At 64.4% G+C, this 24,289-nt stretch carries 24 protein-coding genes and 1 pseudogene; 9 read left to right on the top strand and 16 right to left on the bottom strand.

Translation table 11 applies throughout. The features are described 5' to 3' along the window. Positions 1 to 17 precede the first annotated feature (17 nt). From VLI63_RS07560 to rpsF, 7 genes and pseudogenes are all read right to left on the bottom strand, one after another. On the bottom strand, positions 18 to 284 hold the full coding sequence (locus tag VLI63_RS07560) for a hypothetical protein (RefSeq protein WP_409156241.1): 267 nt from the start codon (positions 282 to 284) through the stop codon (positions 18 to 20). Further along, entirely contained in the window at positions 281 to 1,012 is a 732-nt protein-coding gene (locus VLI63_RS07565; protein ID WP_409156242.1) for a hypothetical protein, read from the bottom strand. The genes VLI63_RS07560 and VLI63_RS07565 overlap by 4 nt, the downstream gene beginning before the upstream one ends. A 136-nt stretch (positions 1,013 to 1,148) precedes the next feature. Then, positions 1,149 to 2,552, bottom strand: coding sequence for a replicative DNA helicase (gene dnaB, locus VLI63_RS07570; protein WP_409156243.1), 1,404 nt, complete (start codon positions 2,550 to 2,552; stop codon positions 1,149 to 1,151). Positions 2,553 to 3,038: 486 nt separating this feature from the next. Continuing rightward, positions 3,039 to 3,491 (bottom strand): 50S ribosomal protein L9, encoded by a 453-nt coding sequence (gene rplI / locus VLI63_RS07575; protein WP_185202018.1) that lies wholly within the window; start codon positions 3,489 to 3,491, stop codon positions 3,039 to 3,041. A gap of 11 nt (positions 3,492 to 3,502) precedes the next feature. Next, on the bottom strand, positions 3,503 to 3,766 hold the full coding sequence (gene rpsR, locus VLI63_RS07580) for a 30S ribosomal protein S18 (protein WP_185202019.1): 264 nt from the start codon (positions 3,764 to 3,766) through the stop codon (positions 3,503 to 3,505). Between the two features lie 74 nt (positions 3,767 to 3,840). Then, on the bottom strand, positions 3,841 to 4,362 hold the full coding sequence (locus tag VLI63_RS07585; protein WP_354573509.1) for a single-stranded DNA-binding protein: 522 nt from the start codon (positions 4,360 to 4,362) through the stop codon (positions 3,841 to 3,843). 126 nt (positions 4,363 to 4,488) lie between these two features. Beyond that, a pseudogene (rpsF, locus tag VLI63_RS07590) lies at positions 4,489 to 4,851 on the bottom strand (30S ribosomal protein S6); the annotation flags it as partial. A 146-nt stretch (positions 4,852 to 4,997) separates the two neighbouring features. Between rpsF and VLI63_RS07595 the strand changes: the two are divergent. Next, complete coding sequence (locus VLI63_RS07595) at positions 4,998 to 6,068, top strand: inositol-3-phosphate synthase (protein WP_409156244.1); 1,071 nt, start codon at positions 4,998 to 5,000, stop codon at positions 6,066 to 6,068. A 242-nt stretch (positions 6,069 to 6,310) separates the two neighbouring features. On the opposite strand, the gene VLI63_RS07600 is transcribed toward VLI63_RS07595, so the two are convergent. Then, positions 6,311 to 7,738: a CCA tRNA nucleotidyltransferase gene (locus tag VLI63_RS07600; RefSeq protein ID WP_409156245.1), complete on the bottom strand. Its 1,428-nt coding sequence runs from the start codon at positions 7,736 to 7,738 to the stop codon at positions 6,311 to 6,313. Positions 7,739 to 7,861: 123 nt separating this feature from the next. Between VLI63_RS07600 and VLI63_RS07605 the strand changes: the two genes are divergently transcribed. The 6 genes from VLI63_RS07605 (at position 7,862) to VLI63_RS07630 (ending at position 15,586) form a co-directional block, all read left to right on the top strand. After that, positions 7,862 to 10,069: a DUF6049 family protein gene (locus VLI63_RS07605; protein WP_409156246.1), complete on the top strand. Its 2,208-nt coding sequence runs from the start codon at positions 7,862 to 7,864 to the stop codon at positions 10,067 to 10,069. Further along, complete coding sequence (gene murJ, locus VLI63_RS07610; RefSeq protein WP_409156247.1) at positions 10,066 to 11,724, top strand: murein biosynthesis integral membrane protein MurJ; 1,659 nt, start codon at positions 10,066 to 10,068, stop codon at positions 11,722 to 11,724. Before VLI63_RS07605 ends, murJ begins: the two co-directional genes overlap by 4 nt. Positions 11,725 to 11,833: 109 nt before the next feature. Continuing rightward, positions 11,834 to 12,811: a thioredoxin-disulfide reductase gene (gene trxB / locus VLI63_RS07615; protein WP_409156248.1), complete on the top strand. Its 978-nt coding sequence runs from the start codon at positions 11,834 to 11,836 to the stop codon at positions 12,809 to 12,811. A 30-nt stretch (positions 12,812 to 12,841) separates the two neighbouring features. Further along, positions 12,842 to 13,168: a thioredoxin gene (gene trxA, locus VLI63_RS07620; RefSeq protein ID WP_354573514.1), complete on the top strand. Its 327-nt coding sequence runs from the start codon at positions 12,842 to 12,844 to the stop codon at positions 13,166 to 13,168. A 135-nt stretch (positions 13,169 to 13,303) separates the two neighbouring features. Next, positions 13,304 to 14,620 carry a PLP-dependent aminotransferase family protein gene (locus VLI63_RS07625; RefSeq protein ID WP_409156249.1) on the top strand — a complete coding sequence of 439 codons (1,317 nt, stop codon included), beginning with the start codon at positions 13,304 to 13,306 and terminating at the stop codon, positions 14,618 to 14,620. Positions 14,621 to 14,623: 3 nt separating this feature from the next. Further along, positions 14,624 to 15,586 carry a D-alanine--D-alanine ligase gene (locus tag VLI63_RS07630; protein WP_409156250.1) on the top strand — a complete coding sequence of 321 codons (963 nt, stop codon included), beginning with the start codon at positions 14,624 to 14,626 and terminating at the stop codon, positions 15,584 to 15,586. Positions 15,587 to 15,610: 24 nt separating this feature from the next. Here VLI63_RS07630 and VLI63_RS07635 read toward each other — a convergent pair whose 3' ends face one another. From VLI63_RS07635 to rpmH, 8 genes are all read right to left on the bottom strand, one after another. Beyond that, positions 15,611 to 16,573, bottom strand: coding sequence for a ParB/RepB/Spo0J family partition protein (locus tag VLI63_RS07635; protein ID WP_409156251.1), 963 nt, complete (start codon positions 16,571 to 16,573; stop codon positions 15,611 to 15,613). Beyond that, positions 16,573 to 17,652 carry an AAA family ATPase gene (locus tag VLI63_RS07640; protein WP_409156252.1) on the bottom strand — a complete coding sequence of 360 codons (1,080 nt, stop codon included), beginning with the start codon at positions 17,650 to 17,652 and terminating at the stop codon, positions 16,573 to 16,575. The genes VLI63_RS07635 and VLI63_RS07640 overlap by 1 nt, the downstream gene beginning before the upstream one ends. A gap of 170 nt (positions 17,653 to 17,822) precedes the next feature. After that, positions 17,823 to 18,470, bottom strand: coding sequence for a 16S rRNA (guanine(527)-N(7))-methyltransferase RsmG (rsmG, locus tag VLI63_RS07645; RefSeq protein WP_409156597.1), 648 nt, complete (start codon positions 18,468 to 18,470; stop codon positions 17,823 to 17,825). 142 nt (positions 18,471 to 18,612) lie between these two features. Beyond that, positions 18,613 to 19,212: a protein jag gene (locus VLI63_RS07650; RefSeq protein WP_409156253.1), complete on the bottom strand. Its 600-nt coding sequence runs from the start codon at positions 19,210 to 19,212 to the stop codon at positions 18,613 to 18,615. A 43-nt stretch (positions 19,213 to 19,255) separates the two neighbouring features. Beyond that, a complete protein-coding gene (yidC, locus tag VLI63_RS07655; RefSeq protein ID WP_409156254.1) occupies positions 19,256 to 20,212 on the bottom strand; it encodes a membrane protein insertase YidC in 957 nt (318 codons plus the stop codon). Between the two features lie 9 nt (positions 20,213 to 20,221). Further along, positions 20,222 to 20,530, bottom strand: coding sequence for a membrane protein insertion efficiency factor YidD (gene yidD, locus VLI63_RS07660; protein WP_354573520.1), 309 nt, complete (start codon positions 20,528 to 20,530; stop codon positions 20,222 to 20,224). Then, on the bottom strand, positions 20,527 to 20,940 hold the full coding sequence (rnpA, locus tag VLI63_RS07665; protein WP_409156255.1) for a ribonuclease P protein component: 414 nt from the start codon (positions 20,938 to 20,940) through the stop codon (positions 20,527 to 20,529). Before rnpA ends, yidD begins: the two co-directional genes overlap by 4 nt. Beyond that, positions 20,879 to 21,016: a 50S ribosomal protein L34 gene (gene rpmH, locus VLI63_RS07670; RefSeq protein WP_010204566.1), complete on the bottom strand. Its 138-nt coding sequence runs from the start codon at positions 21,014 to 21,016 to the stop codon at positions 20,879 to 20,881. Before rpmH ends, rnpA begins: the two co-directional genes overlap by 62 nt. A 271-nt stretch (positions 21,017 to 21,287) precedes the next feature. On the opposite strand from rpmH, the gene dnaA reads away from it, so the two are divergent. Continuing rightward, positions 21,288 to 22,727: a chromosomal replication initiator protein DnaA gene (gene dnaA / locus VLI63_RS07675; protein WP_409156256.1), complete on the top strand. Its 1,440-nt coding sequence runs from the start codon at positions 21,288 to 21,290 to the stop codon at positions 22,725 to 22,727. Positions 22,728 to 23,107: 380 nt separating this feature from the next. Continuing rightward, positions 23,108 to 24,256, top strand: coding sequence for a DNA polymerase III subunit beta (gene dnaN / locus VLI63_RS07680; protein WP_409156257.1), 1,149 nt, complete (start codon positions 23,108 to 23,110; stop codon positions 24,254 to 24,256). Positions 24,257 to 24,289: the final 33 nt, after the last annotated feature.

The following is a 24,289-nucleotide window of genomic DNA, read 5'->3' on the forward strand; positions in this document are numbered from 1 at the left end:
ACTCGGGAGGGACGAGCCTAGTGGCCGCCGTCCGACTGGTGGTCCTGCTCGGTGAGGTCGATCTTCTCGGCGTCGTCGGGCTTCACCGCGAGAGCCAGCATCGCGATCACGACGAGTGAGACGATGAAGGTGATGCCCCCGAACACGAGGGCCAGGGTCACTTCGCGGGTGCTGAACACGACCACGAAGGCGATGAATGCGGCCACGACGGCAGCCATGACGACGTACTCGAAGGGCCGGAGGCGATCGCGCCGGCTCGGGCGGTTGCTGTTCTGAGCGGTCACGCTCGGTTCTCGCTCTCTGCTTGGTGCACGGATTCGGCTGCGGCCGGTGCGGAGGATTCCACGCCCTGCGGGGGCGCGACGGCCTGGGTTCCCCATTTGGCGGAGAGCCCGGCGATGACCAGGAACACCGTGGTGATGGCCGCCCAGGCTCCGAACGCCCCGACCGCGACGACGGATGCATCGAGCACGCGCTTCACATGGTCGGGTCCGCTGTAGTTCTGCCGGTAGTCCGGCGGAATCAGCAGGAAGGCGAGGGCGGCGAGCACAGTGAGGGCACCCACGGCGATCCAGTCGCCGGATGCCACGAAACGCCGCCTGCTGCGAATCCCGCTGTACAGCTCGAGGAACCCGGTAACGGCGGCGAAGATCGTGAGCAGGAGGAAGAGGAACCGCACCTCGCTGGCACTCGTATGACCGGCTCGCACCGACAGGGCGACGATTCCCGCGATGAGGGTGACCGCGGCCTGGGTGAGGAAGTAGGGGCGCACACGCGCGTCGGCGAGGCGCAGCCAGGCCACGACGCCGAGCACGAGCCCCGCGGCGACGCCGTAGACGCCGAAGGCGGTGAGCCCGAATTGCGCCGAATGGTCGGCCGAGAAGGTGATCACGATGGCGAGTGCGGCGGCGGGCACCGCACGGGCGATCGGCATCGGCCAGTAGGCGGCCCGCTGAGCGGCATCCGCACCCGAGAGTGCCGGGCGAGAGCCTGACGAGGGGGTGAGTGCCACGACCAACCCTCTCTTGCCTGCCCGGTCGCCCGCGGCGACAGCCGCCCGGTGGACGACCGAGCACAGTTTACGCTTCGCTGCCCGTGAGCAACCCCGGGGTCCGGCCCGGCGGCACGACCCAGCGCACGAGAGGGGGCTAGGCCGGGGCCATGTCCTGGAAGCGCGAGAAGTGGCCCTGGAACGCCACCGTGATCGTCTTGGTCGGACCGTTGCGGTGCTTGGCCACGATGAGGTCGGCCTCGCCCGGGCGGGTGCTCTCCTTCTCGTAGGCGCTGTCGCGGTGAAGGAGGATCACCATGTCGGCATCCTGCTCGAGTGAACCGGATTCACGAAGGTCGGAGAGGGCTGGCATCTTGTCGGAACGCTGTTCCGGGCCACGGTTGAGCTGCGACAGGGCGATCACCGGAACCTGCAGCTCTTTCGCGAGCAGCTTGAGCGCGCGGGAGAACTCGCTCACCTCCTGCTGGCGGGACTCGACCTTCTTGCCCGACGTCATGAGCTGCAGGTAGTCGATGATCACCATCTTGAGGCCGACCTTCTGCTTGAGCCGGCGGCACTTCGCTCGGATCTCGACCAGGGTCATGTTGGGACTGTCGTCGATGTAGAGCGGGGCATCGTTGATCTGCCCGCGGGTCGAGGCGATCTTGGTCCAGTCCTCGGTGTGCAGCGTGCCCTTGCGCATGCTCTGCAGCGGCACGGCGGCCTCCGCCGACAGCAATCGCATCGCGATCTCTGACCGCCCCATTTCCAGAGAGAAGAAGATCGACGGCATGTCGTGCTTGATGGATGCTGCGCGCGCGAAGTCGAGCGCGAGAGTCGACTTTCCGAGGGCCGGGCGGGCAGCGACGATGATCAGTTGCCCGCCGTGCAGGCCGTTCGTGAGCTCGTCGAGTTCGGCGAACCCGGTGGGCACACCCGTCATCGAGCCGTCGCGACCGCGGGCGGCCTCGATCTCGTCGATGGCCGTGGTCACGGCGACGGTGAGCGGCACGAAGTCCTCGGCCTCGACTCCGCCCATGACGCCGTAGATCTCCGCCTGCGCATTGTTGACGAGGTCGACGACCTCTCCTTCGCTGGCGTAGCCCATCTGGACGATGCGGGTGCCCGCCTCGACCAGGCGGCGCAGCACTGCCTTCTCGGCGACGATCGTGGAGTAGAACCCCGCGTTCGCGGCGGTCGGCACGATTCCGGTGAGCGTGTGGAGGTACTCCGCCCCTCCGGCCCGGATCAACTCACCGGTCTTGGTGAGCTCATCGGTGACGGCGATCACATCGGTCGGTTCACCGTGCGCGTAGAGCGAGAGGATGGCGTCGAAGATGATCTCGTGCTTGGGGATGTAGAAATCGACCGCTCGAACCGACTCGATGACGTCGGCCACCGCATCCTTGCTCAACAGCATGCCGCCGATGGCGCTCTGTTCGGCGAGGAGGTCGTAGGGCGGCATACGCTCGGAAGCGCGCTGCGCGGATTCGCGCTGGCCGAAGTCGCGGACGGATCCGTCACCCTGGCTCGGTGCGAGACCCAGGTGGGCTATCGACATGGCTCGCCCACTCTCTCTTCGTGCGTGTTGATGGTGCAGTTGTGCCGCTTCCAGTTGTACCGAAAGCTCCCGACATCCACCCCCGGGAGTCGCAGGCGACCCGATCTCGCGGGAGGCACTGCTACACACTAGGGATGCCTTGCATGCTCAGCAAGCTCGCATCCGACGACGCAAGTCCAGCCTGTGGATAAAAGTGTTAGTAGATTGCGCGAAACGCCGCGAGTCGTGTGAACAACCTGTGCACTTATCTGTGCATAACTATGGGTTTTTGATCAAAAATAGGCCCTTGAACAGGCATTTCAATGAATTCCACTGATGTGTAGAAACATGTCTAGAGTGAGGGTTGAGGGTTGGGGTCCGCAGCTGAGGGGTTGTGTACAAAGGGCTGGTCAGGGCGGTGAATCCGTCAATGAATTGACACGCAAAGAGGGGGTAGCGGGAGGCGAAAGCCTCCTGCTACCCCCTCTCGGAGAAGCGGTATTTCTGTTACTTCGCGGCGACGACCGTGAGCGTGATCGTGGCAACGAGGTCGTCACGAAGACGCACGGTGGCCTCGTGCTGGCCGGTGGCCTTGATCGGAGACGAGATCTCGATCTTGCGCTTGTCTACAGCACCGAGTCCGGCGGCGGCGACGGCTTCGGCGACATCCGTCGTCTTCACCGAACCGAACAGGCGTCCGCCCTCGCCGGCCTTGACAGTCAGCTTGACGGTGGTGGCTTCGAGCTTCGCCTTGAGGTCCTGCGCCTCTTCGATCGTGGCGTGCTCGCGTGCGACGCGGGCAGCCTTGATCGATTCGACCTGCTTCTCGCCGCCCCGGGTCCACGCGACAGCGAAGCCCTGGGGGATGAGGAAGTTGCGGCCGTAGCCGGTCTTGACGTCGACGACGTCTCCGGGGGCACCGAGACCGGTGACCTCGTGCGTGAGAATCAATTTAGACATTTCCGTTGCTCCTAACGGCCTGAGCCGGCGTAGGGGAGCAGTGCCATCTCGCGTGCGTTCTTGACCGCACGGGCGATGAGGCGCTGTTCCTGCACGGAGACACCGGTGATACGACGGGCGCGGATCTTTCCACGCTCCGAGATGAACTTGCGGAGGGTTGCGATGTCCTTGTAGTCGATGACACCGACGCGAATGGACTTCGCCGGGGCGGCGTTCTTGCCGCCCTTGAGTGTGCGGAGGGGCTTGCGGCGATCGCCGCTGCTCTTTCCAGCCATGGTTTCCTGCTTTCAGTAAGTGTTGGTCGAGCAGATCGCTTCAGCGACGCTGTCGAGACCGTGAATGGTGAGACCTAGAAGGGGGTCTCGTCGTTGTAGCTGCCCGGGGTGTTCCAGACGTCTCCGCCTGCAGCACTCGCCGATGACGCCGAGGCGGGAGCGGATGCCGCCCACGGCTCGTTGGCGCCCTGGCTGACCCGAGGTGCACCGCCATTGCCGCCGCCGCCCTCACGGGAGGTGCGGGTGACCTGTGCGGTCGCATAGCGGAGGCTCGGACCGATCTCGTCGATCTCCAGCTCGATACTGGTGCGCTTCTCGCCCTCTTTGGTCTCGTAGGAGCGCTGCTTGAGTCGACCGATCGCGATGACGCGGGAGCCCTTGGTGAGGGATCCGGCCACCTGCTCGGCATACTCGCGCCAGACGCTCGCCCGAAGGAAGAGTGCTTCGCCGTCTTTCCACTCGTTGCTGCCCCGATCAAGGGTGCGCGGGGTGGATGCGATGGTGAAGTTGGCAACCGCCAACCCGTTCTGCGTGTAGCGCAGCTCCGGGTCGCTCGTGAGGTTGCCCACCACGGTGATTACGGTTTCGCCGGCCATTGGCTACTCCGCGCTCGCGGACTCGACTGCGGGAGCCTCGGCTGCAGCCGGAGCGGCAGGCGTTGCGCTCGTCGCGGGAGCGGATGCGACATCCGCCGCCTTCGTCGCGGTTCCTGCGGCGGCTCCAGCCTTCGCGGGGGCAGCTGCCTTGCGGGCGGCCTTCTCTGCGGAGAGCTTCGCTGCCTCGGCGACCTGGGCGATTGCTTCCTCGGCGCGGAGCACCTTGGTGCGCATGACCGCTTCGCTGAGCTTCAGCTGGCGGTCGAGCTCGACGGTGGCGTCGGGATTCGCGGTGAGGGCGACGACGGCATAAATGCCTTCGGTCTTCTTGTTGATCTCGTAAGCCAGGCGACGACGTCCCCAGACGTCGACCTTGTCGATCGAACCACCATCATTGCGGATGACGTTGAGGAACTTATCGAGGCTCGGAGCCACGGTGCGCTCATCGATCTCTGGATCGAGAATTACCATTAGTTCGTACTGATGCATAACTAACCCACCTCCTTTGGACTAGAACGGCCACAGACGATCTGTGACAGGAGGGTTTTGGCATCGTTGTCCGAATGCGAAATGCTCGCAGACAACCTGCCTAGTGTAGTCAGTCGGATCACTATCTATCAAGGAGCTCTACACGCATGTCCCTGAAAGTTGCCATCGCCGGTGTCGGAAACTGCGCCAACTCGCTCATCCAGGGCGTCACGTTCTATGCGGACGCGGATGAGACCCAGGTCGTTCCGGGCCTCATGCACACGCGTTTCGGCGGGTATGCGATCGGCGACATCTCCTTCGTCGCGGCTTTCGATGTGGATGCCGCGAAGGTGGGCCTGGACATCGCGGACGCGATGTGGGCGAGCCAGAACAACACGCTTCGCTTCGCCGAGGTCGCGAACACCGGCGTGCTCGTGCAGCGCGGACCGACCCTCGATGGTCTCGGGGAGTATTACCGTGAGCTGGTCGAGGAGTCTTCCGCACCCGCGGTCGATGTCGCGCAGGCCCTGCGCGACTCCGGTGCCGAGGTGTTGGTCTGCTATCTGCCGGTCGGATCGGAGGAGGGCGCGAAGTTCTATGCCCAGGCCGCGCTGGATGCCGGTGTCGCCTTTGTCAACGCACTGCCGGTCTTCATCGCCAGCGATCCGGTGTGGGCCCAGAAGTTCGTGGACGCCGGCGTCCCGATCGTCGGGGACGACATCAAGAGCCAGCTCGGCGCAACGATCACCCACCGCGTGCTCGCCCGGCTGTTCGAGGAGCGGGGCCTCGTGCTCGACCGCACCTACCAGCTCAACGTCGGCGGCAACATGGACTTCAAGAACATGCTCGAACGTCGGCGGCTCGAGTCGAAGAAGATCTCGAAGACCCAGTCGGTCACCAGCAACATCGAGGCGCTGCTCAACTCCCGCGACGTGCACATCGGCCCGAGCGACCACATCCCGTGGCTCGATGACCGCAAGCTCGCCTTCGTCCGACTCGAGGGCCACGGCTTCGGTAATGCCCCCACCTCGCTCGAATACAAGCTGGAGGTGTGGGACTCGCCCAACTCCGCCGGGGTCGTGATCGACGCCATCCGCGCTGCGAAGATCGCGCTGGATGCCGGGCTGGGCGGTCCCGTCGAGGCAGCATCCGCCTACTTCATGAAGAGCCCGGCGAAGCAGTACGCCGACCCGGTGGCGCGCGAACTGCTCGAGCAGTTCATCCGCGACCACGCCTGAGTCTTCGCCCAGCATGAGAACGAGGAGGGTCTCGCCACGGGCGCTGGGCGCCCTCCTCGACCAGCAGCGTCACGACCCCGTCTGAGAGCGGAGATCCTGCGAGAGGGTCGGCGCGCCGGCGGGATTCGACGGCGTGTTGCCCGAGGCATCCGCTGTGGGGCCGGTCACGAGACCAGGACGGTTCTCGACACGGGCGCTAGGCGCCCTCCTCGACCAGCGGGAAATACGGCAGGCCGGCGAGCTCAGGGGCGGGTGCTCCACCAGGCTCGCAGGCGCTCGGTGGCGGCATCCGCTCCGAGGCTGCCCTCTTCGAGGCGCAGTTCGAGCAGGAAGCGGTAGGCCTCGCCGACCTCGCGGCCCGGCGTGAGCCCGAGGATGTCCATGATCTGCTCGCCGTCGAGGTCGGGGCGCATCGCCGCGAGCTCCTCTTCCTCCCCGAGCACCGCGATCCGCTGTTCGAGATCGTCGTAGGCGAAGGAGAGGTGGTCGGACTTGCGCCGGTTGCGGGTCGTGACGTCGGCGCGGGTCAGGATGTGGAGCCGCTCGAGCAGCGGACCGGCGTCCCGAACATACCGCCGCACCGCCGAGTCGCTCCAGGCTCCCTCGGTATAGCCGAAGAACCGCAGGTGCAGCTCGATGAGCCTGGCGACCGCGGTGATCGTGTCGTTGTCGTAGCGCAGCTCTTTGAGGCGTTTCTTGGCGAGCTTGGCCCCGACGACATCGTGGTGGTGGAAGGTGACGACTCCGTCGCCCTCCGTGCGTTTGGTCGCCGGTTTTCCGATGTCGTGCAGCAGCGCCGCAAGACGGAGCACGAGGTCGGGCTCGGTTCCCGGATGGCGCGACTCCTCGAGCTCGATCGCCTGGTCGAGCACGGTGAGGCTGTGCTCGTAGACGTCCTTGTGGTGGAAGTGCTCGTCGATCTGCAGCTTGAGCGCGGGCACCTCCGGCAACACGAGGGCCGCGATACCGGAATCGACCAGCAGCTGGAGACCCGGCCGGGGATTGTGCGAGCGCAGCAGCTTGCCGAGTTCGTCACTCACCCGTTCCACCGAGATCATCGTGATGCGGTCCGCAAGGGCGTGGAGAGCGCGCGCGGTCGGCTCCGCCACGGTGAAGCCGAGCTGCGAGGTGAACCGTGCGGCCCGCATCATCCGCAGCGGATCGTCACCGAAGGAATCCTCGGGGGCGCCCGGAGTGGTGAGACGCTTCGCGACGAGGTCTTCGAGCCCGCCGGAGGGATCCACGAGCACACGCTCGGGCAGCCGCAGCGCCATCGCGTTGACGGTGAAGTCGCGCCGCACGAGGTCGGCCTCGAGGGAGTCGCCGAACTCGACCTTCGGTTTGCGGGTCTCCCCGTCATAGGCGTCGGACCGGTAGGTCGTGATCTCCACCGTGTGACCGTCGATACGGGCTCCGATGGTGCCGAAGGCCCGTCCGATGTCCCAGTGGGCATCCGAGATCGGCTTCACGATCGCGAGGATGTCGTCGGGGCGAGCATCGGTGGTGAAGTCGAGGTCGGTGAGCGCGCGGTCGAGGAACGCGTCGCGCACCGGTCCGCCGACGAGGGCGAGCTCGAATCCGGCAGCGGCGAAAGCCGCCGAAAGCCGCGAGATGTGAGGAGTGGACGCGAGGTCCGACAGTCGCTGAATTGCCGAAGCGACGCTCTCCATGCCCCCCAGACTACCGGCGACCACGCTCGCGCACCGCGGTCCCACCTCAGGCCCCACCAAGAGTCGAGACCCTAGAATCACTGGAGGACGGCCGGGGCACTGGCCCAGCCGTTCCCCTTCGCTATGAGACTCTTCACATCCCTGTTCGCGGTGGCTCTCGCCATCGGCGCCCTCATCGCGCCCGTCGGCGCACCCGGTGTCGCCGCCGGCCCGGCGGCAGTGCAGGCAGCGGAAGATGTGAAGCCCTTGCTCACCTTCGCGCCGGGGGCGAACGGCGCTCTCGGCCCCGGACAGGATCTCGTGATCAGCGGCACTGTCGCCAACCCCACGGCGAAGGCCATCCCGGCCGGCACAGCCAGCATCGTGCTCAATCGATCGGCCGTGCGCTCGCGCGCTGACCTGTCGAGCTGGCTGGCGCCGGCGTCCACCTCTGCCGACGATTCCCTCGGCACCGAGGTGCTCTCCGCCCCCACACCGGAAGTGCCGGCCGGACGCACCGTGCCGATGCAATTCACCGTGCCGGCCGCATCCATCGATTTCGGCTCTCAGGCCTCGGTCTGGGGATCGCGCACCCTCGCCATCCGGATCTCCGGAGGCGGTTCGGAGGTCGGTCAGGCCCGAAGCAGCATCGTCTGGAACCCGGGAACGGGCGTGCAGCCGACCCGGCTCGGCCTGGTGCTGCCGCTCACCGTGCCGCAGAGCGCCGATGGCCTCATCCCCATCGACCTGCTGGCCGGATACACCTCAGACGGTGGTGTCCTCGCCCGGCAGCTCGATGCGGTCTTCGACCAGCCCGGGATCGCTATCGGAATCGACCCGCGCATCCTCGCGTCCATCCGCATCCTCGGCAACTCCACGCCACCCTCCGCGGAAGCCTGGCTCCAGCGCCTCGAATCGGCGACGAACGACACGTTTCCGCTGACCTATGCCGACTCCGATCTGGCCGCGGCAAGCCAGGCGAAGGCGACTCGCGTTCTCGTTCCGACGAGCTTTCCGGTCGACCCGGCACAGTTCCCCGGCATCCCCAGTGCCACGCCGACGGCCACCCCGACCACCACCCCGAACCCGGTCCCGACCGCAGCCACCACCGGCGGAACAGCCGAGGTGCTGCCAGACCCGGTGTCGTTGCAGGCCTTCGAATACAGCCTCCCGGCAGTGGCCTGGCCGGCGAGCGGAAGCGTCGTCGAAGCGGACCTCGACGGCTTCGAAACGGGGGGGCTCACGACGACGATCCTTGGTTCCGGCAATGTCGGTTACGGCGATCTCGACTACACGCCGAGCTCCGCGGCGCTCGTCGGCAAGCACCAGACTCTTGTGACGGATGACGGCCTCTCGGCCTATCTCGATGCGGCCGCCGAGGCACCGACCCCTGCGCTCTGGTCGAAGGCGATGTCGGACCTGTCGAGCGCTATCGCCGTCATCTCGCTCGAACGGCCCGCAGCGGCGCGCACACTCCTCGCGACTTTCGACCGCTCGCGGCCCGGAGCGGATGTGCGTCTGACACAGACTCTGACGGCACTCGCAGCGCTCCCGTGGGCGTCATCCGCGTCACTCTCCGAGGTGGATTCCGCCTTCGCGAGCGGTTCCGCCGTGCTGCCGGCCACCGCAACGCTCGTGCCGAGACCGGAGTCCGCCGACCGGATCGCCACGGTGACCAAGCTGCTCGCCGCTGAGGCCGCTGCGGGAAGCTTCGCCTCGGTGGTCAACGACCCCACCCAGATCACCGGCGAGCGCCGACTCGGCCTGCTCGCGCTGCTCTCGAACTCCTGGACCGGCGATGATGCCTGGGCGGCGGAGACGAAGAAGTACCTCGCCAAGTCGGATCGCTTCGTCACGAAATCGGTCACGATCGCGCGAAGCAGCGCAACGGTCTTCACCTCCCGAAACAGCCCGCTGCCGATAACGGTGACAAACGATCTCCCCTGGCCCGTCACCGTCTACGTGACAGTGCGGTCGCCCTCGAACATCATCACCATCGACAACGACCGCGTCGAACTCGTCGTCGAGGCGCAGTCGCAGGCGAAGACGACAGTCCCGGTCACCTCGAACGCCAACGGACCGGTCACGCTCACCGTCTCCCTGTCGAGCGCCACCAACGTGCAGGTCACCGCCCCCACCGCCATCGACGTCGACGTGCAAGCCCAGTGGGAGACCGCCTTCACCGCCGTCGTGGCTGCGCTCGTCCTCGGCGTGTTCGGATTCGGCATCTACCGCACCATCGCCAAGCGTCGAAAGGCGAAAAGGGCCAAGGATGCCCCGGCCGACGCCGATCAGACCAATGCTGATCAGACCAACGCCAGTTCGGCCGACGAGACCCCGACAGCCCCATGACGACCGCAGGCACGAGCGCAGCGACATCCGATGGCATGGGGCGCGCGAGCGCGATCCTCGCCGCGGGCACGGTAGTTTCCCGGGTGCTCGGCTTCGCGAGAGGTGCGGTGCTCGCCGCCGCCATCGGGCAGGTCGCGAGTGCAAGCGGCAATGCGTTCGGCATCGCGAACCAGCTGCCCAACAACATCTACGCCCTCGTTGCCGGGGGCGTCCTCAGTGCGGTGCTCGTCCCCCAGATCGTGAAGGCGGGGCTCCACAAAGACGGCGGCCAGCAGTTCATCAACCGGGTCGTCACTCTCGGGATCGTCGTTTTCGCCATCGTCACCACCGCTGCGACTCTCGCCGCGCCGGCGCTCGTGCGGCTCTACACGTCACAGGCTCCGGCGGGGCAGGCCGGCTTCAGCGCCCAGGCGATCACCCTTGCCACCGTGCTCGCCTATTGGTGCCTCCCGCAGATCTTCTTCTATGCCCTGTACAGCCTGCTCAGCGAGGTACTGAACGCCCGCCGCATCTTCGGCCCCTTCACCTGGGCTCCGGTGCTCAACAACGTCGTCGCGATCGCCGGGCTCGTCGTCTTCATGGTGTCGTTCGGCACCGCGGCAGACAACTCCAGCGTCGACGTGTGGACGCCGGCACGCATCATCCTCCTAGGTGGAACGACCACCCTCGGGGTCGCGGCCCAGGCGCTCGTGCTCTTTCTCTTCTGGAGGCGGGCCGGCCTCCGGTTCGTGCCGGACTTTCGCTGGCGGGGAGTCGGCCTCGGAGCCACCGGCCGGGCTGCCGGCTGGCTTTTCGGCATGGTGCTGATCACGCAAATCGCCGGGGTGTTCCAGTCGAGAGTGGCGACGCAATCGACCACCGCGGGCGTCGCGGCCCTCGCCAACTCCTGGCTGATCTTCATGCTGCCGCACTCGGTGGTCGCAGTGTCGATCGCGACGGCCTACTTCACCCGGATGAGCGGGCACGCCACCAACGGGGACCTGCCCGCCGTGAGATCGGATCTGTCCTCGTCCCTTCGCAGCATCGGCCTGCTCATCGTCTTCTCCGCCGTCGCGCTCTCGGTCGTATCGATGCCCTTTGCGCGCGTCTACGAGGAGAAGTTCGCGAACATGCAGGCCATGAGCGCGGTGATCCTCGCCTATCTGCCCGGCCTCATCCTGTTCAGCATGCTGTTCGTGATCCAGCGGGTGTTCTACGCACTCGGCGACACGCGCACGCCCTTCCTGTTGCAATGCATCCAATCCGGGATCTTCATCGTCGGCGCCCTGCTCTGCCTGCTGCTGCCGCCCGCCTTCATCGGGGTAGGGATCGCCACCGTAACCTCCATAGCCGGTAGCGCGCAGGCCGTCGTCGCGATCGCCGTGGTGCGCGGACGGATCGGCGGTATGGACGGCCGACTCGTGCTTCGGCGCTACGTGCAGTATCTGGTGCTCTCGCTCGCCGCCGGGCTCGTCGGTGTCGGGGTGCTCGCCCTGCTCGGGGGATTCACCGCCGGCGGCTTCGCGCTCGAGTCACGGCTCTCCGCGATCCTCGCCATCCTGGTCACCGGAGGGATCATGGCAGTCGTCTACCTCGGCCTGCTCACCGTGCTGCGCAACCCGGAACTCTCCGCCGTCACCGGCACCCTGACTGCTCGCTTCCGACGCGCTCGGTAGACGGTCGCCCACCGCCCGGGTTCGCGGAATATCGTGCGAATAGGATGTGTTGTACACCGCAGTGGGACGGGCACAGACCGAATCCACGCGATCCAAGGAGTTGTTTTCGTTGCGCCAGACCATCATCATCGGCTCCGGTCCTGCCGGCTACACCGCTGCGATCTATGCCGCCCGTGCCAACCTTCGACCCCTGCTCATTGCGAGCTCGGTCGAGGCCGGTGGCGAGCTCATGAAGACGACAGAGGTCGAGAACTACCCGGGCTTCCCCGAGGGCATCATGGGACCGGATCTCATGGCCGCGTTCCAAGCGCAAGCAGAGCGATTCGGCACAGAGATCGTGCTCGACGACGTGACATCCCTCGACCTGAGCGGTGATGTGAAGACCGTGACCCTCGGCAATGGCGACGTCCACGAGGCGCTCTCGGTGATCTTCGCCACGGGTTCCGCCTACCGCAAGCTCGGCCTCGACGACGAAGAGCGTCTCAGTGGCCATGGCGTCTCGTGGTGTGCCACGTGTGACGGGTTCTTCTTCCGCAAGAAGACCATCGCCGTCGTGGGCGGCGGGGACTCCGCGATGGAGGAGGCCAACTTCCTCACGAAGTTCGCCGACAAGGTCTACGTGATCCACCGCAGCGATTCGCTTCGAGCCTCCAAGACGATGCAGGACCGCTCGTTCGAGAACCCCAAGATCGAGTTCCTCTTCAACCAGACCGTCGAGCACATCTACGGCGACGGTGCGGTGACCGGTGTCGGCCTCCGCAACACGGTGGATGGCTCCGAGACGACTCTCGACCTGAGCGGATTGTTCATTGCGATCGGTGCCGACCCGCGCACGCACCTCGTGCACGGCATGCTCGACTTCACCGCCGACGGCACCATCGCGGTCGAGGGTCGCAGCTCTCGCACCAATCTCCCCGGGGTGTTCGCCGCGGGAGACGTGCTGGACCCCACCTACCGACAGGCTGTCACCGCCGCCGGTTCCGGAACGGTCGCCGCCCTCGACGCCGAGCACTACCTGGCGTCCCTCACAAAAGACCTGCTGGCGAAAGCGACCGCTGACGCCGAGCCCGCAACAGTATCGGCCTGACGGCCACCCTCCATCGAAAGAGAGAAATCAATGTCAACCGCCAAAGATGTGACCGACGCCAGCTTCCAGGCCGACGTTCTCGACTCCGACAAGCTCGTGCTCGTGGATTTCTGGGCCGAATGGTGCGGCCCGTGTCGCGCTGTCAGCCCGATTCTCGACCAGATCGCCGCCGAGCACTCCGACAAGATCGAGCTCGTCAAGGTGAACGTCGACGACAACATGGAGATCGCTGCGAAGTACCAGATCACCTCGATTCCGGCCATGAAGCTCTTCAAGGGTGGCGAAGTCGTCAAGAGCGTTATCGGCGCAAAGCCCAAGCCCGCGCTCGAGGCCGACTTTGCGGAGTGGCTCAAGTAGCACAGTGGCTCACGCCGCAGTCCTCTGATGTAACCGCCTAGCTGGTTACCGGCCCGTTCACCGCAGGGTGGACGGGCCTTTTCATATCCCCGCACTATTCTTGGATCTTCACCCCACCGATCGACGCGGAACCACATGACTCACGACGGAACAAACGACGGCACGAACCTCGACCCCTGGTACGACCGCTACGCCGATCGCACCGCGGGCCTCAGCGCCTCAGAGGTGCGGGCGCTGTTCGCCGTGGCATCCCGTCCAGAGGTCGTCTCCCTCGCCGGGGGCATGCCCTTCGTTGCCGGGCTGCCACCCGAACTCGTTGCGGGCGCCTTCGAGCGGATGATGTCCAGCCAGGGCGCGCAGGCCCTGCAATACAGCTCCGGGCAGGGCATCCCCACCCTTCGGGAGCAGATCCTCGAGGTCATGGCCCTCGAGGGCATCCGCGCGAGCGTCGACGACGTGGTGGTCACGACCGGGTCCCAGCACGCGCTCGAGCTCGTCACCAAGCTCTTCATCAATCCCGGAGATGTCGTGCTGGCGGAGGGTCCGAGTTACGTCACCGCTATGGTGGTCTTCAACTCGTTCCAGGCCGATATCAACCATGTTCCGATGGATGAGCACGGCCTCATTCCCGAAGCGCTCCGCCAGGCGATCAGCCGCCTGAAGGCCGCCGGTAAGACGATCAAGTTCCTCTACACGATCCCCTCGTTCAGCAACCCGGCGGGAGTCACCCTCACCTGGGAACGCCGGCTCGAAATTCTGGAGATCTGCCGCGCGAACGAGATCCTCGTCCTCGAAGACAACCCCTATGGGTTGTTGTATTTCGATTCCCCGCCTCCTCAGGCCATGCGTTCGGTCGATGAGGATGGCGTCGTCTACCTCGGAACCTTCTCCAAGACACTCGCGCCGGGCTTCCGGGTGGGTTGGGCCCTTGCCCCTCACGCCATCCGTGAGAAGCTCATCCTCGCCAACGAGGCCGCGGTGCTGTCACCAAGCTCGTTCAGTCAGCTCATGATCTCCGAATACCTCGACTCGGCCGACTGGAAGGGGCAGATCAACACCTTCCGCGGGATCTACCGCGAACGCCGGGATGCTATGCTCGCCGCCCTCGCGGAATACCTGCCCCAGCTGTCCTGGACGGTGCCCAACGGCGGGTTCTACGTGTGGGTGACCCTTCCAGACCACATGGATTCCAAGGCGATGCTGCCGCGCGCGGTCAAGGAACTCGTCGCCTACACGCCGGGAACCGCCTTCTATGCCGACGGTAGTGGCCGCAACAACATCCGCCTCTCGTTCTGCTATCCCACCCCCGAATTCATCCGTGAGGGCATCCGACGCCTCTCGGTCGTGATCAACGGGGAGCTCGACCTGCTCAACACCTTCGCGCAGACCTCACCGCTGGCGACGATCCCCTTGAAACAGGGCATCGCAAGCCCACCCTCGAACATCGGATAGCTGATGGCCACCGTCACGCCCCGATCCATCGTCGTTCTCGCCGGAGGAATCTCGCACGAACGGGATGTGTCTCTGCGCAGTGGTCGCCAGGTCGCCGACCGCCTCCAGGAGCACGGCATCAGCGTGACCCTTCGCGATCCGGACGCCTCGCTCCTGGCGTTCCTCGCACAGGCGCGCCCGGATGTCGTCTGGCCGGCCCTTCATGGTGCAAGCGGTGAGGATGGCGCCCTGCGTGGCCTGCTGGACTTCATCGGCATCCCCTACGTCGGTTCCACCTCAGACTCCGCGCGTCTCGCCTGGGACAAGCCGACCGCGAAGGTGCTCGTGTCGCGAGCCGGCGTTCGGACGCCACGCTCGATCGCCCTCTCCCGAGATGCCTTCCGTGAGCTGGGTGCCGCCAGTGTTCTCGATAGCCTCTCGGATGGCCTCCCCGTTCCCCTCGTCGTGAAGCCGGCACAGGGTGGATCCGCGCAGGGCGTCACCCTCGTCGACAATCGGGACGACCTGCCGCGCGCGATGGTGGATGCCTACACCTACTGTGATGTCGCGATCGTCGAGCATCGAGTGGTCGGCACGGAGATCGCGATCAGCATCATCGACACCGGCGATGGTCCGGTGGCGCTTCCGGCCGTCGAGATCCAGCCACTCTCCGGCGTCTACAGCTTCGAGGCTAAGTACAACGCCGGGGAGACCCGCTTCTACACGCCCGCGAGGTTGGCAGAGGAGGTCTCGGAAACCGCCGCGGCGGCAGCCTTGCTTGCGCACCGCACACTGGGTCTTCGGCACATTTCCCGCATCGACCTGATCGTCGACGCCGCGGGTATCCCCTGGTTCCTCGAGGCCAACGTGCTGCCCGGCCTCACCGAGACATCCCTGCTGCCGCTCGCCCTCGAAGCGGCCGGGCACGACATCGGCTGGGTCTATTCGGCCCTCGCCGAGGCCGCCATCTCGGACGCCGGATCGTAACCTAAAACCCCTCTGATCAGCTTTTTACCCGAAGCCGGGCTCGTTGAGTTCCGCGAGGATGCGGTTGAGATCGGCCACCGTCGCGAAGTCGATGACGATGGTGCCCTTGCTCGATCCGAGATTCACTCTCACCCGCGTGTTGAGGCGATCACCCAGGCGCTCCGCGATCTCGTCGAGGTGACCCTGGCGTCGTCCCGCGCTCGGCTTGGTGCGCGTGGGCTTCGTGGTGAGCTGGCCTGCCGCGGCTTCGGCGGCCCGTACCGAGAGGTCTTCGTTGACGATCTTGTCCGCGAGGCGCTCCATCGTCGCCTCATCCCCCGCGGAGAGGATGGCACGGGCATGGCCAGCGCTCAGCACGCCGGCGGCCACTCGATTCTGCACCGCTGTCGGCAGTCGAAGAAGGCGGATGGTGTTGGTGATCTGGGGGCGTGAGCGGCCGATCCGGGTCGCGAGCTCGTCCTGGGTGATGCCGAAGTCTGCCAGGAGCTGTTGGTAGGCCGATGCCTCTTCCAAGGGATTGAGATTCGCGCGGTGCAGGTTCTCCAGCAACGCGTCCCGCAACATCGCATCATCCGCGGTGTTCTTGACGACCGCCGGGATGCTGTCGAGCCCCAGCAGCTTGCTGGCCCTCAACCGGCGCTCGCCCATCACGAGCTCGTATTGCGGCTGGCCGGAAGCGGCGTCCACGATGGGGCGCACCACGATGGGCTGCAGCACCCCCACCTCACGAATGGAGGCGACCAGCTCGTCCAGGTCCTCCTGCACAAAGGTGGTCCGCGGCTGCGCGGCGTTCGGGACTATGTCGTTCGGGGAGAGGTTCGCCAGGCGCGCGCCCGGAACGCTCACGAGTTCGTCTTCGGGAATGCTCGCGGCCTCCGCGGGCGAAGTAGGAAAGAAGACATCGACAGGACGGGCGGGACTGCCCAGATCGCTCGGAATGAGCGCGCCGATGCCGCGCCCTAGTCCTGTTCTCTTTGGTGCGGCCATTACTGGGGGGCTCCTCTTCGGGCGATTTCTGCGGCTGCCTCGAGATAAGACAGGGAGCCGGGCGAATTGGCGTCATAACTGATCACGGTCTGACCATAGCTCGGTGCCTCGGAGATGCGCACCGAACGAGGGATGAGTGTCGCGAGCACCTGGTCCGGGAAATGATCCCGAACGTCCTGTGCAACCTGATTCGCGAGGTTGGTGCGCGCGTCGAACATCGTGAGCAGGATCGTCGAGACGGTGAGCACCGGATTGAGATGGCGCTCGATGAGCTTGATATTCGTCAGCAACTGGCTGAGGCCCTCGAGAGCGTAATACTCGCACTGGATGGGGATCAGCACCTCCTGTGCCGCCACGAAAGCGTTGATCGTGAGCAGCCCGAGTGACGGCGGGCAATCGATGAAGACGTAGTGGAACGGTTGGTCGCTCTCCTCCAGGAACTTCTCGACTGCGGTACGCAGGCGCTGTTCCCGCGCCACCATGGAGACGAGTTCGATCTCCGCACCGGCGAGGTGGATGGTGGCTGGCACGCAGAACAGTGTGTCGAAGTCGGGACTCTTCTGCACAACGTTGGCCACGGGCTCATCATTGATGATCACCTCGTAGACACTCACGGTCTCCGATCGGTGTTCGATGCCGAGGGCGGTGGAAGCGTTTCCCTGGGGGTCGAGATCGATGACGAGCACGCGAGCACCGCTTCGGGCGAGTGCAGCGGCGAGATTCACCGTCGTCGTCGTCTTACCGACCCCGCCCTTCTGGTTCGCAACCGTGAGAACGCGCGTTTTGGGCGGCAAGGGCAGAACTTCAGCGGCCAGCGCCTGACGGCGGCGTGTGATCTCGGAGAGCTCGCGCGCCAGGGGGGTGTCTCCCAGGGAAAAAGGTGTCGGTACTGCCGCGACGGGGGCCTGTTCGTCCTCGGGGGAGGCTGCCTCAGCGTCGGAACTCGCTACTTCTTCGCGGGGAGCGGCGCCCTCGCGCGACTGAACCGCTTCCTCGGTATCCGACGTGTCCCCCAGCATCGCCGCATAGATCTCAGCCGCGTAGTCGAACCGGATTCCCTCGTCATTCGGATGTTTCACGTGAAACCTTCTCGATCTGGTCGTTCGTCATGCTCGAAATCGTGATGGGGAAGTTAGTGGGACAAGCGAGATTCAGCCCCGGGGACCGGCGAGCGCAAGAGATCTGCGCTTAGGCCCCTGCTGCCCCGAGGAAATCGAGGCCGCCTGGCTTTAGCGACCACCCCGAACGGTCAATCAACTGTAGCCCGAAAGACCCGCGTGGCTTCGGCTCCCTCGCCCAAGGTGAGCACCTCGACATCGGTCAATCTGGTGCGCTTGATCACTTTGGCCGCCGCTTCGACCTCGGCATCCACACTCGCACCCTTGAGGAAGAGTAACTGCCCACCGGATCTCACGAGCGGTACGGTCAACGGGATGAGCTTGGACAGCGCACTCACCGCGCGCGCGGTGGCCTGATCCAACCAAGGGGAGAGTTTGGCCTCTTCCGCCCGGGCGCGAACGACCTCCACGTTGTCGAGCTGCAGCGCGTCGGCCTCGCGACGAAGCCAGTCGACCCGTCGCTCCATGGGTTCGATCAGGATGAATTGCGCATCCGGTCGTGCAATGGCGAGAACCAAACCGGGCAGTCCCGCGCCGCTCCCGATATCCCCCACACGCCCCGGCTTGATCAACGGGGCGAGAACAGCGCTGTTCAGGATGTGGCGGGTCCACAATCGAGGGATCTCCAGTGGGCCGATCAGACCGAGTTCCTCACCCCGGGCCGCAAGGTCCGCCGTGAATTGGCGTGCACGCTCTATCCGTGAGCCGAAGACAGCCTCTGCTGCAGCCGGCTCAGCCTCCACCGCGACAGGTGAAGCTGGGTAATCCGGCCCCGTGATATCTGGCGCCACCTCGTCTCGAGGTGCGTGATCCCCGGACGCGGCGTCGCGGGTCCTGTCAGCCCGCGCCACGAGATCCCGCGCAGCATTCGCGCCCTCTTCACTCACAGGAGCCCCCGACGACCGAATGTTTCACGTGAAACTACGCGCGGGTGATGACGGTGTGGCGATCTGATCCTTCACCCTCAGACTGCGAAACGAAGCCGCGGGCAGCGACCAGGTCGTGCACGAGCTTGCGTTCGTATGAAGACATCGGAGGAAGGGCCGCGGACTGAGCGCCGCCTTCGATCCGGTCGGCGGCGCGCTCCACCAGCTGGGAGAGTTCGGCCTCGCGCGTCTGGCGCGATCCACCCACATCGAGAATGAGTCGCGAGAAGACGCCGGTCTTCGCCTGCACGGCGATCCTGGTGAGCTCCTGCAGAGCGTTGACGGTCTCGGGCTTCGAGAGGAGGCGCAGGTTGCTGTCCTGGCTGGAGTTCACGGAGAGATATGCCCGGCCATCGCGGGCATCGATGTCGATGTCGCCGTCGAGGTCGGTGATATCGAGCAGTTCCTCGATATAGTCCGCGGCGATCTCACCCTCTTCCTCCAGCTGGGTGACCGAACGGGCTGATTCGGGCGCGGCGGCCGAGTCCGGAGTTGCAGTCTCGGCCGAAGTGGTCTCTTCCGGGGCGACGTCGGCAGTGGTGGTCTCCGCGGAAGCTGTCGTCTCGTCGGCGAGCTGGGGGATGGTCTCTGACATGAAGGAGGTCTCTTTCTGGAACGGCTGGGGGGCAGGCGTGCGGTTACTTCTTGTTGCCGGTCTTCTTCGAACGGTTCTTGTTCACCGGCTGTACCCGTTGGGTACTCAGCTTGATGTCGTCTACTGCGAGCGGCTGGTCCTCGATGATCGAGAATCCACGGCGCTGTGCCTTCTTCGCCATGCGCGACTCGCGCTGGAGAGCGGCCTCGCTACCGGGTGTCGGCATGTTGCGGATCACCAAGAACTGCTGGCCCATCGTCCAGAAGTTGGAGACGAGCCAATAGAACATGACTCCGAGGGGGAAGGTGTAGCCGGAGAACGCGAACACCAGGGGGAGCAGGTACAGCAGGATGCGCTGCTGCTTGAACATCGGGCTGGCCTTCATCTCGGCCGACTGGTTCTTCGACATGATCTGCAGCTGGGTGATGAACTGCGATCCGGTCATCAGCACGATCATGATGATGGCGATCACGATCACAGCGACGTTGCCGTCCGCGGTGCTGATCGCGAGGTGCAGGGGAGCGATGTCGAAGAGAGAGGACGAGCCGAACGACTTCGACAGCGACTTGTTCAGCAGACCGACTCCGATCACGCCGGTCTGGGCATTATGGAGCACCGAGAACAGACTGAAGAAGATCGGCATCTGCAGAAGCAGCGGAAGGCAGGAACTCAGCGGGTTGGTGCCCGTCTTCTTGTAGAGCTCCATGGTCTCGCGGGACATCGCCTCGCGGGAGAACTGGTCTTTCTTGCCCTTGTACTTGTCCTGGATCTTCTTGAGCTGCGGCGCCACTTCGAGCATGCGTCGCTGGCTTTTGATCTGTCGCACAAAGATCGGGATGAGCGCTGCCCGAATGACGAGAACTAGGCCCACGATAGACAAAACCCAGGTCAGACCCGCATTTGGGTCGAGACCGAGGAAACTCCAGAACTCATGGAAGCCCACGAGGATGAGTTCTACGACCCATTTGATGGGCCAGAGAATCGTGCCGATGATGTCCATGTGTTTAGGTCACCTTTCCGTGGCCATCGATACAACAAAACCAAAGCGGGTTACCGCGTATTTCTGTTCCACCCGCTGAGGCACGTCGTCCACGCCGCCGGCTGCCCAGGGGTGACACCGTGCAATCCGCCGAATACCCAACCAGCTTCCCCGAACCACGCCGTACTGCTGGATGGCCTGAAGCGCATAGGAGGAGCAGGAGGGGTAATACCGGCACACATCGCCATACAGGGGTGAGATCACAGCCCGGTAGACCCGCAGGATCAGCACGCTGAGATTGCGGGGGAGCAAGAGCACGAATGTCACGACGGAATTCACGCTCGTGTCACTCCTCCGCTCACGACCTCCGAGATCTCAGAACGCAGAATATCCCAGCCAGCCTGCGCTGAGCCTGGCAATGCACGAATCACGATCTCGGTACCCGGTGCAAGTTGGGGAAGAGCGGTGAAGCTCAGTGCCTTGAGACGCCGCCTCACGAGGTTGCGATTCACCGCAACTCCCACGTTTTTGGGGACGATAAAACCGAACCGGGGTGGGCAGGAGTCATTGCCCCGGAGGATGTAGACCAGAGCATGACGGGTCGCCACTCGCCGACCTCGGCGCACGAGGCGCCGATAATCGTCAGCCCGGACGAGCCGGTTGGCTTTGGCCAACACGGGGGCTCGACTACGCGGAGAGTTCGGTGCGTCCCTTGCGACGACGCGCGCCCAGGATGGCGCGTCCGGCACGGGTGCGCATTCTGAGGCGGAATCCGTGCACCTTGGCGCGGCGCCGGTTGTTCGGCTGGAAGGTTCTCTTGCTCATGATTTAGATCTCTCGCGTGTTAGAACTCCGCACGGCCAGCTCGGTAGGAGCCAGGAAGCCAGGGGAGTGAAGTTTAGCCATCAGGCTGAAGTCAACTGATTAAAAATACGGTCTTAATCGGCTGCGGTCAAACTCTGGAGCCATCCCGCGCATTATCCACACTCCCACAAAGTCGGCGTGGCAGCGACATGCGACCGGAACTAAGGTGGTGGGACTGCACACCCGGTGGATAACCCTGTGCATAACTACGCCCGATTACAGCGAGGAAACAATGAGTGACATCACGGATTCGACCCAGGAGATCTGGAAATCCGTACTCACCACCCTGCGCTCCGACGACAGGATCACCCCCCAGCTCCAGGGCTTCCTCAGCCTGGTGGAACCCAAGGGTGTCATGGCGGCGACGCTCTATCTCGAGGTGCCCAACGATCTGACCCGCGGAATGCTCGAGCAGCGCATCCGCCTCCCGCTCCTTGACGCGCTCAATGGGCTCGATGGCGAAGAGTCGGTCAGCAACTTCGCGATCGTCGTCAACCCAGAGATCGCACACGATGCCCTCAGCCATCCCTCCAGTGATGCGCTCGAACAGCAGCAGCAGCCCTACATCGAACAGCCCCTGGCACCGACACCCCCCACCGAGGGGATCGCCTCCGGCACACGCCGAGCCGATTCGCGGCTCAATCCGAAGTACAACTTCGACAATTTCGTCATCGGAGGCTCCAATCGATTCGCCCATGCCGCTGCAGTCGCGGTGGCCGAGGCGCCGGCGAAGGCGTACAACCCCCTCTTCATCTACGGCGACTCCGGCCTGGGTAAAACCCACCTCCTCCATGCGATCGGCCACTACGCAGAGAGCCTCTATCCGGGCATCCGTGTGCGCTATGTGAGTTCCGAGGAGTTCACCAACGACTTCATCAACTCGATCGCCAACAACCGGGCCTCGGTGTTCCAGTCGCGCTATCGCGAGATCGACATCCTTCTCATCGATGACATCCAGTTTCTGCAGCGGGCAGTGGAGACGCAGGAAGCCTTCTTCCACACCTTCAACACTCTTCACGATCACAACAAGCAGGTTGTCATCACCAGCGACCTGCCTCCGAAGGCGCTCACCGGATTCGAGGACCGCATGCGGTCCCGATTCGAATGGGGACTGATCACGGATGTGCAGGCACCCGACCTCGAGACGCGCATCGCCATTCTCCGCAAGAAGGCCCAGAGCGAGAAGTTACAGGTGAGCGCGGAGATCCTCGAGTACATGGCCACGAAGGTCTCGTCCAACATCCGTGAGCTCGAGGGAACCCTCATCCGGGTCACCGCGTTCGCCAGCCTCAACCGCACACCGGTCGACCTCGCGCTCGTTCAGACCGTGCTGAAAGACCTCATCACCCTCGACGACGACAATGTCATCGCGCCGGTCGACATCATCAACCACACCGCGGAGTACTTCAAACTCACGGTCGACGATCTCTACGGCTCGTCCCGGTCCCAGGCGGTGGCGACCGCTCGACAGATCGCGATGTACCTCTGCCGGGAGATGACCAATCTGTCTCTCCCCAAGATCGGCCAACTCTTCGGCAACCGCGACCACACCACCGTGATGTATGCCAACAAGAAGATCACCGAACTCATGAAGGAGCGTCGCTCGATCTACAACCAGGTCACCGAGCTCACCAGTCGCATCAAGCAGAACCACCGCTATAACTCGATCTAGGCGGCAGGGTAGACGTTCCAGTCTCACAGTGTGGATAACCTGTGGATAACTGTGGAACACGCCGATAAACACTGTGCAATCAAAACCCGCCCTGTGGAAAGTCCCTCGACCGGCTCCTCGGCAGGAGCGTCGATTCGCGGTCAGATGCCACATATTCCCCACAACTCACACCGTTGTAGTTCCCCGCTTCCGACAGCCATCGACGGAGTTATTCACAGATCGCACAGCGGTTAAGAGTGTTAATCCTTAATGACAATTATTTTGGAGAAGATAACCCTTGGGTCGGACGCAAGAACCGGCTGTGCCAGTATTAACCTCCCGGATCACCGCTCGCTCCGCGAGCGCCAATTCGATAGCAGGTTCGATAGCAAGGGGTGCCCATGAAGTTCCAGGTCAATCGCGACGTCTTCAGTGAAGCCGTCTCCTTTGCGGTGAAACTCCTGCCCCAGCGAACAACCCTGCCGATCCTCAGCGGCGTTCTCATCGAGACCACAGAGACCGGCCTCACTCTGTCGTCGTTCGACTACGAGGTGTCTGCCCAAACGGAGATCGCCGCCGAGGTCGAGGAACAGGGCAAGATTCTGGTCTCCGGGCGTCTTCTCGCCGACATCGCCAGCCGCCTCCCCAATGCTCCGGTGCAGTTCTCCACCGAGCAAGGTCGCATCTCGGTCACCTGCGGGCCGGCGAAATTCACTCTTCTCAGCATGCCGGTGGAGGAATACCCCACACTGCCGCAAGTTTCCGCACAATCGGGGCTGTTGCCGGCAGATGCTTTCGCCACCGCGGTTGCCCAGGTCGCGGTCGCGGCATCTCGCGACGATGTGACTCCAGTGATCACCGGGGTGCAGCTCGAGGTATCAGAGAACAGCCTCACGATGGTGGCGACCGACCGGTATCGCGTCGCCGTACGCGCCATCGACTGGGACTCCGGCGACACCGGCTCGACGGAAACGCTCACGGCGCTTGTGCCGGCGCGCACCCTGCAGGAGATCGGCAAGACCTTCGGCCACAGCGGCACGATCTCTGTCGCGATCACGAACACCGACGATCGCGAACTCATCGCGTTCCGGGCGGACCGGAAAACCGTGACGTCCCTGTTGATCAAGGGCAATTTTCCGCCCGTGAAGCGGCTGTTTCCCGAGACTGTTGACAACTATGCGGTGATCAACACGGCCGAACTCATCGAGGCCGTGCGGCGCGTCTCCCTCGTGCTCGAACGAGAGGCTGCGCTGCGCTTCACCTTCACGATCGACGGAGTGACCCTCGAGGCGATCGGATCGGAACAGGCTCAGGCCTCCGAGTCCATCGACGCGCACCTCAGTGGTGGTGACACCGTCGTCTCCCTCAAGCCGGCCTTCCTGCTCGACGGTCTGGGAGCGGTTCACTCCGAATTCGTGCGGATCTCGTTCACCAAGACCGAGAATCCCAATAAGCCCGGTCCGGTGCTGATCACGAGCCAGTCGTCCAAGGACCAGCCCGGCGCGGATAATTACAAGTACCTCCTGCAGCCCAACCTGCTGCTCAGGTAACTTCACCCCGCGACATCCCAGAAGGAAGTTCTG

It is taken from the genome of Lacisediminihabitans sp. H27-G8, assembly GCF_046156175.1.
GTDB lineage: Bacteria > Actinomycetota > Actinomycetes > Actinomycetales > Microbacteriaceae > Lacisediminihabitans.

Excerpts from the sequence above, each read along its gene's own strand:
- VLI63_RS07630 (WP_409156250.1), top strand. The coding sequence starts at position 14,624 with ATGGCCACCGTCACGCCCCGATCCATCGTCGTTCTCGCCGGAGGAATC.
- VLI63_RS07635 (WP_409156251.1), bottom strand. The coding sequence starts at position 16,573 with ATGGCCGCACCAAAGAGAACAGGACTAGGGCGCGGCATCGGCGCGCTC.
- VLI63_RS07605 (WP_409156246.1), top strand. The coding sequence starts at position 7,862 with ATGAGACTCTTCACATCCCTGTTCGCGGTGGCTCTCGCCATCGGCGCC.
- trxA (WP_354573514.1), top strand. The coding sequence starts at position 12,842 with ATGTCAACCGCCAAAGATGTGACCGACGCCAGCTTCCAGGCCGACGTT.
- VLI63_RS07650 (WP_409156253.1), bottom strand. The coding sequence starts at position 19,212 with ATGTCAGAGACCATCCCCCAGCTCGCCGACGAGACGACAGCTTCCGCG.
- VLI63_RS07595 (WP_409156244.1), top strand. The coding sequence starts at position 4,998 with ATGTCCCTGAAAGTTGCCATCGCCGGTGTCGGAAACTGCGCCAACTCG.
- VLI63_RS07625 (WP_409156249.1), top strand. The coding sequence starts at position 13,304 with ATGACTCACGACGGAACAAACGACGGCACGAACCTCGACCCCTGGTAC.
- VLI63_RS07600 (WP_409156245.1), bottom strand. The coding sequence starts at position 7,738 with ATGGAGAGCGTCGCTTCGGCAATTCAGCGACTGTCGGACCTCGCGTCC.
- rpmH (WP_010204566.1), bottom strand. The coding sequence starts at position 21,016 with ATGAGCAAGAGAACCTTCCAGCCGAACAACCGGCGCCGCGCCAAGGTG.
- dnaN (WP_409156257.1), top strand. The coding sequence starts at position 23,108 with ATGAAGTTCCAGGTCAATCGCGACGTCTTCAGTGAAGCCGTCTCCTTT.
- dnaB (WP_409156243.1), bottom strand. The coding sequence starts at position 2,552 with ATGTCGATAGCCCACCTGGGTCTCGCACCGAGCCAGGGTGACGGATCC.
- yidC (WP_409156254.1), bottom strand. The coding sequence starts at position 20,212 with ATGGACATCATCGGCACGATTCTCTGGCCCATCAAATGGGTCGTAGAA.
- rpsR (WP_185202019.1), bottom strand. The coding sequence starts at position 3,766 with ATGGCTGGAAAGAGCAGCGGCGATCGCCGCAAGCCCCTCCGCACACTC.
- murJ (WP_409156247.1), top strand. The coding sequence starts at position 10,066 with ATGACGACCGCAGGCACGAGCGCAGCGACATCCGATGGCATGGGGCGC.
- rplI (WP_185202018.1), bottom strand. The coding sequence starts at position 3,491 with ATGTCTAAATTGATTCTCACGCACGAGGTCACCGGTCTCGGTGCCCCC.
- VLI63_RS07585 (WP_354573509.1), bottom strand. The coding sequence starts at position 4,362 with ATGGCCGGCGAAACCGTAATCACCGTGGTGGGCAACCTCACGAGCGAC.
- dnaA (WP_409156256.1), top strand. The coding sequence starts at position 21,288 with ATGAGTGACATCACGGATTCGACCCAGGAGATCTGGAAATCCGTACTC.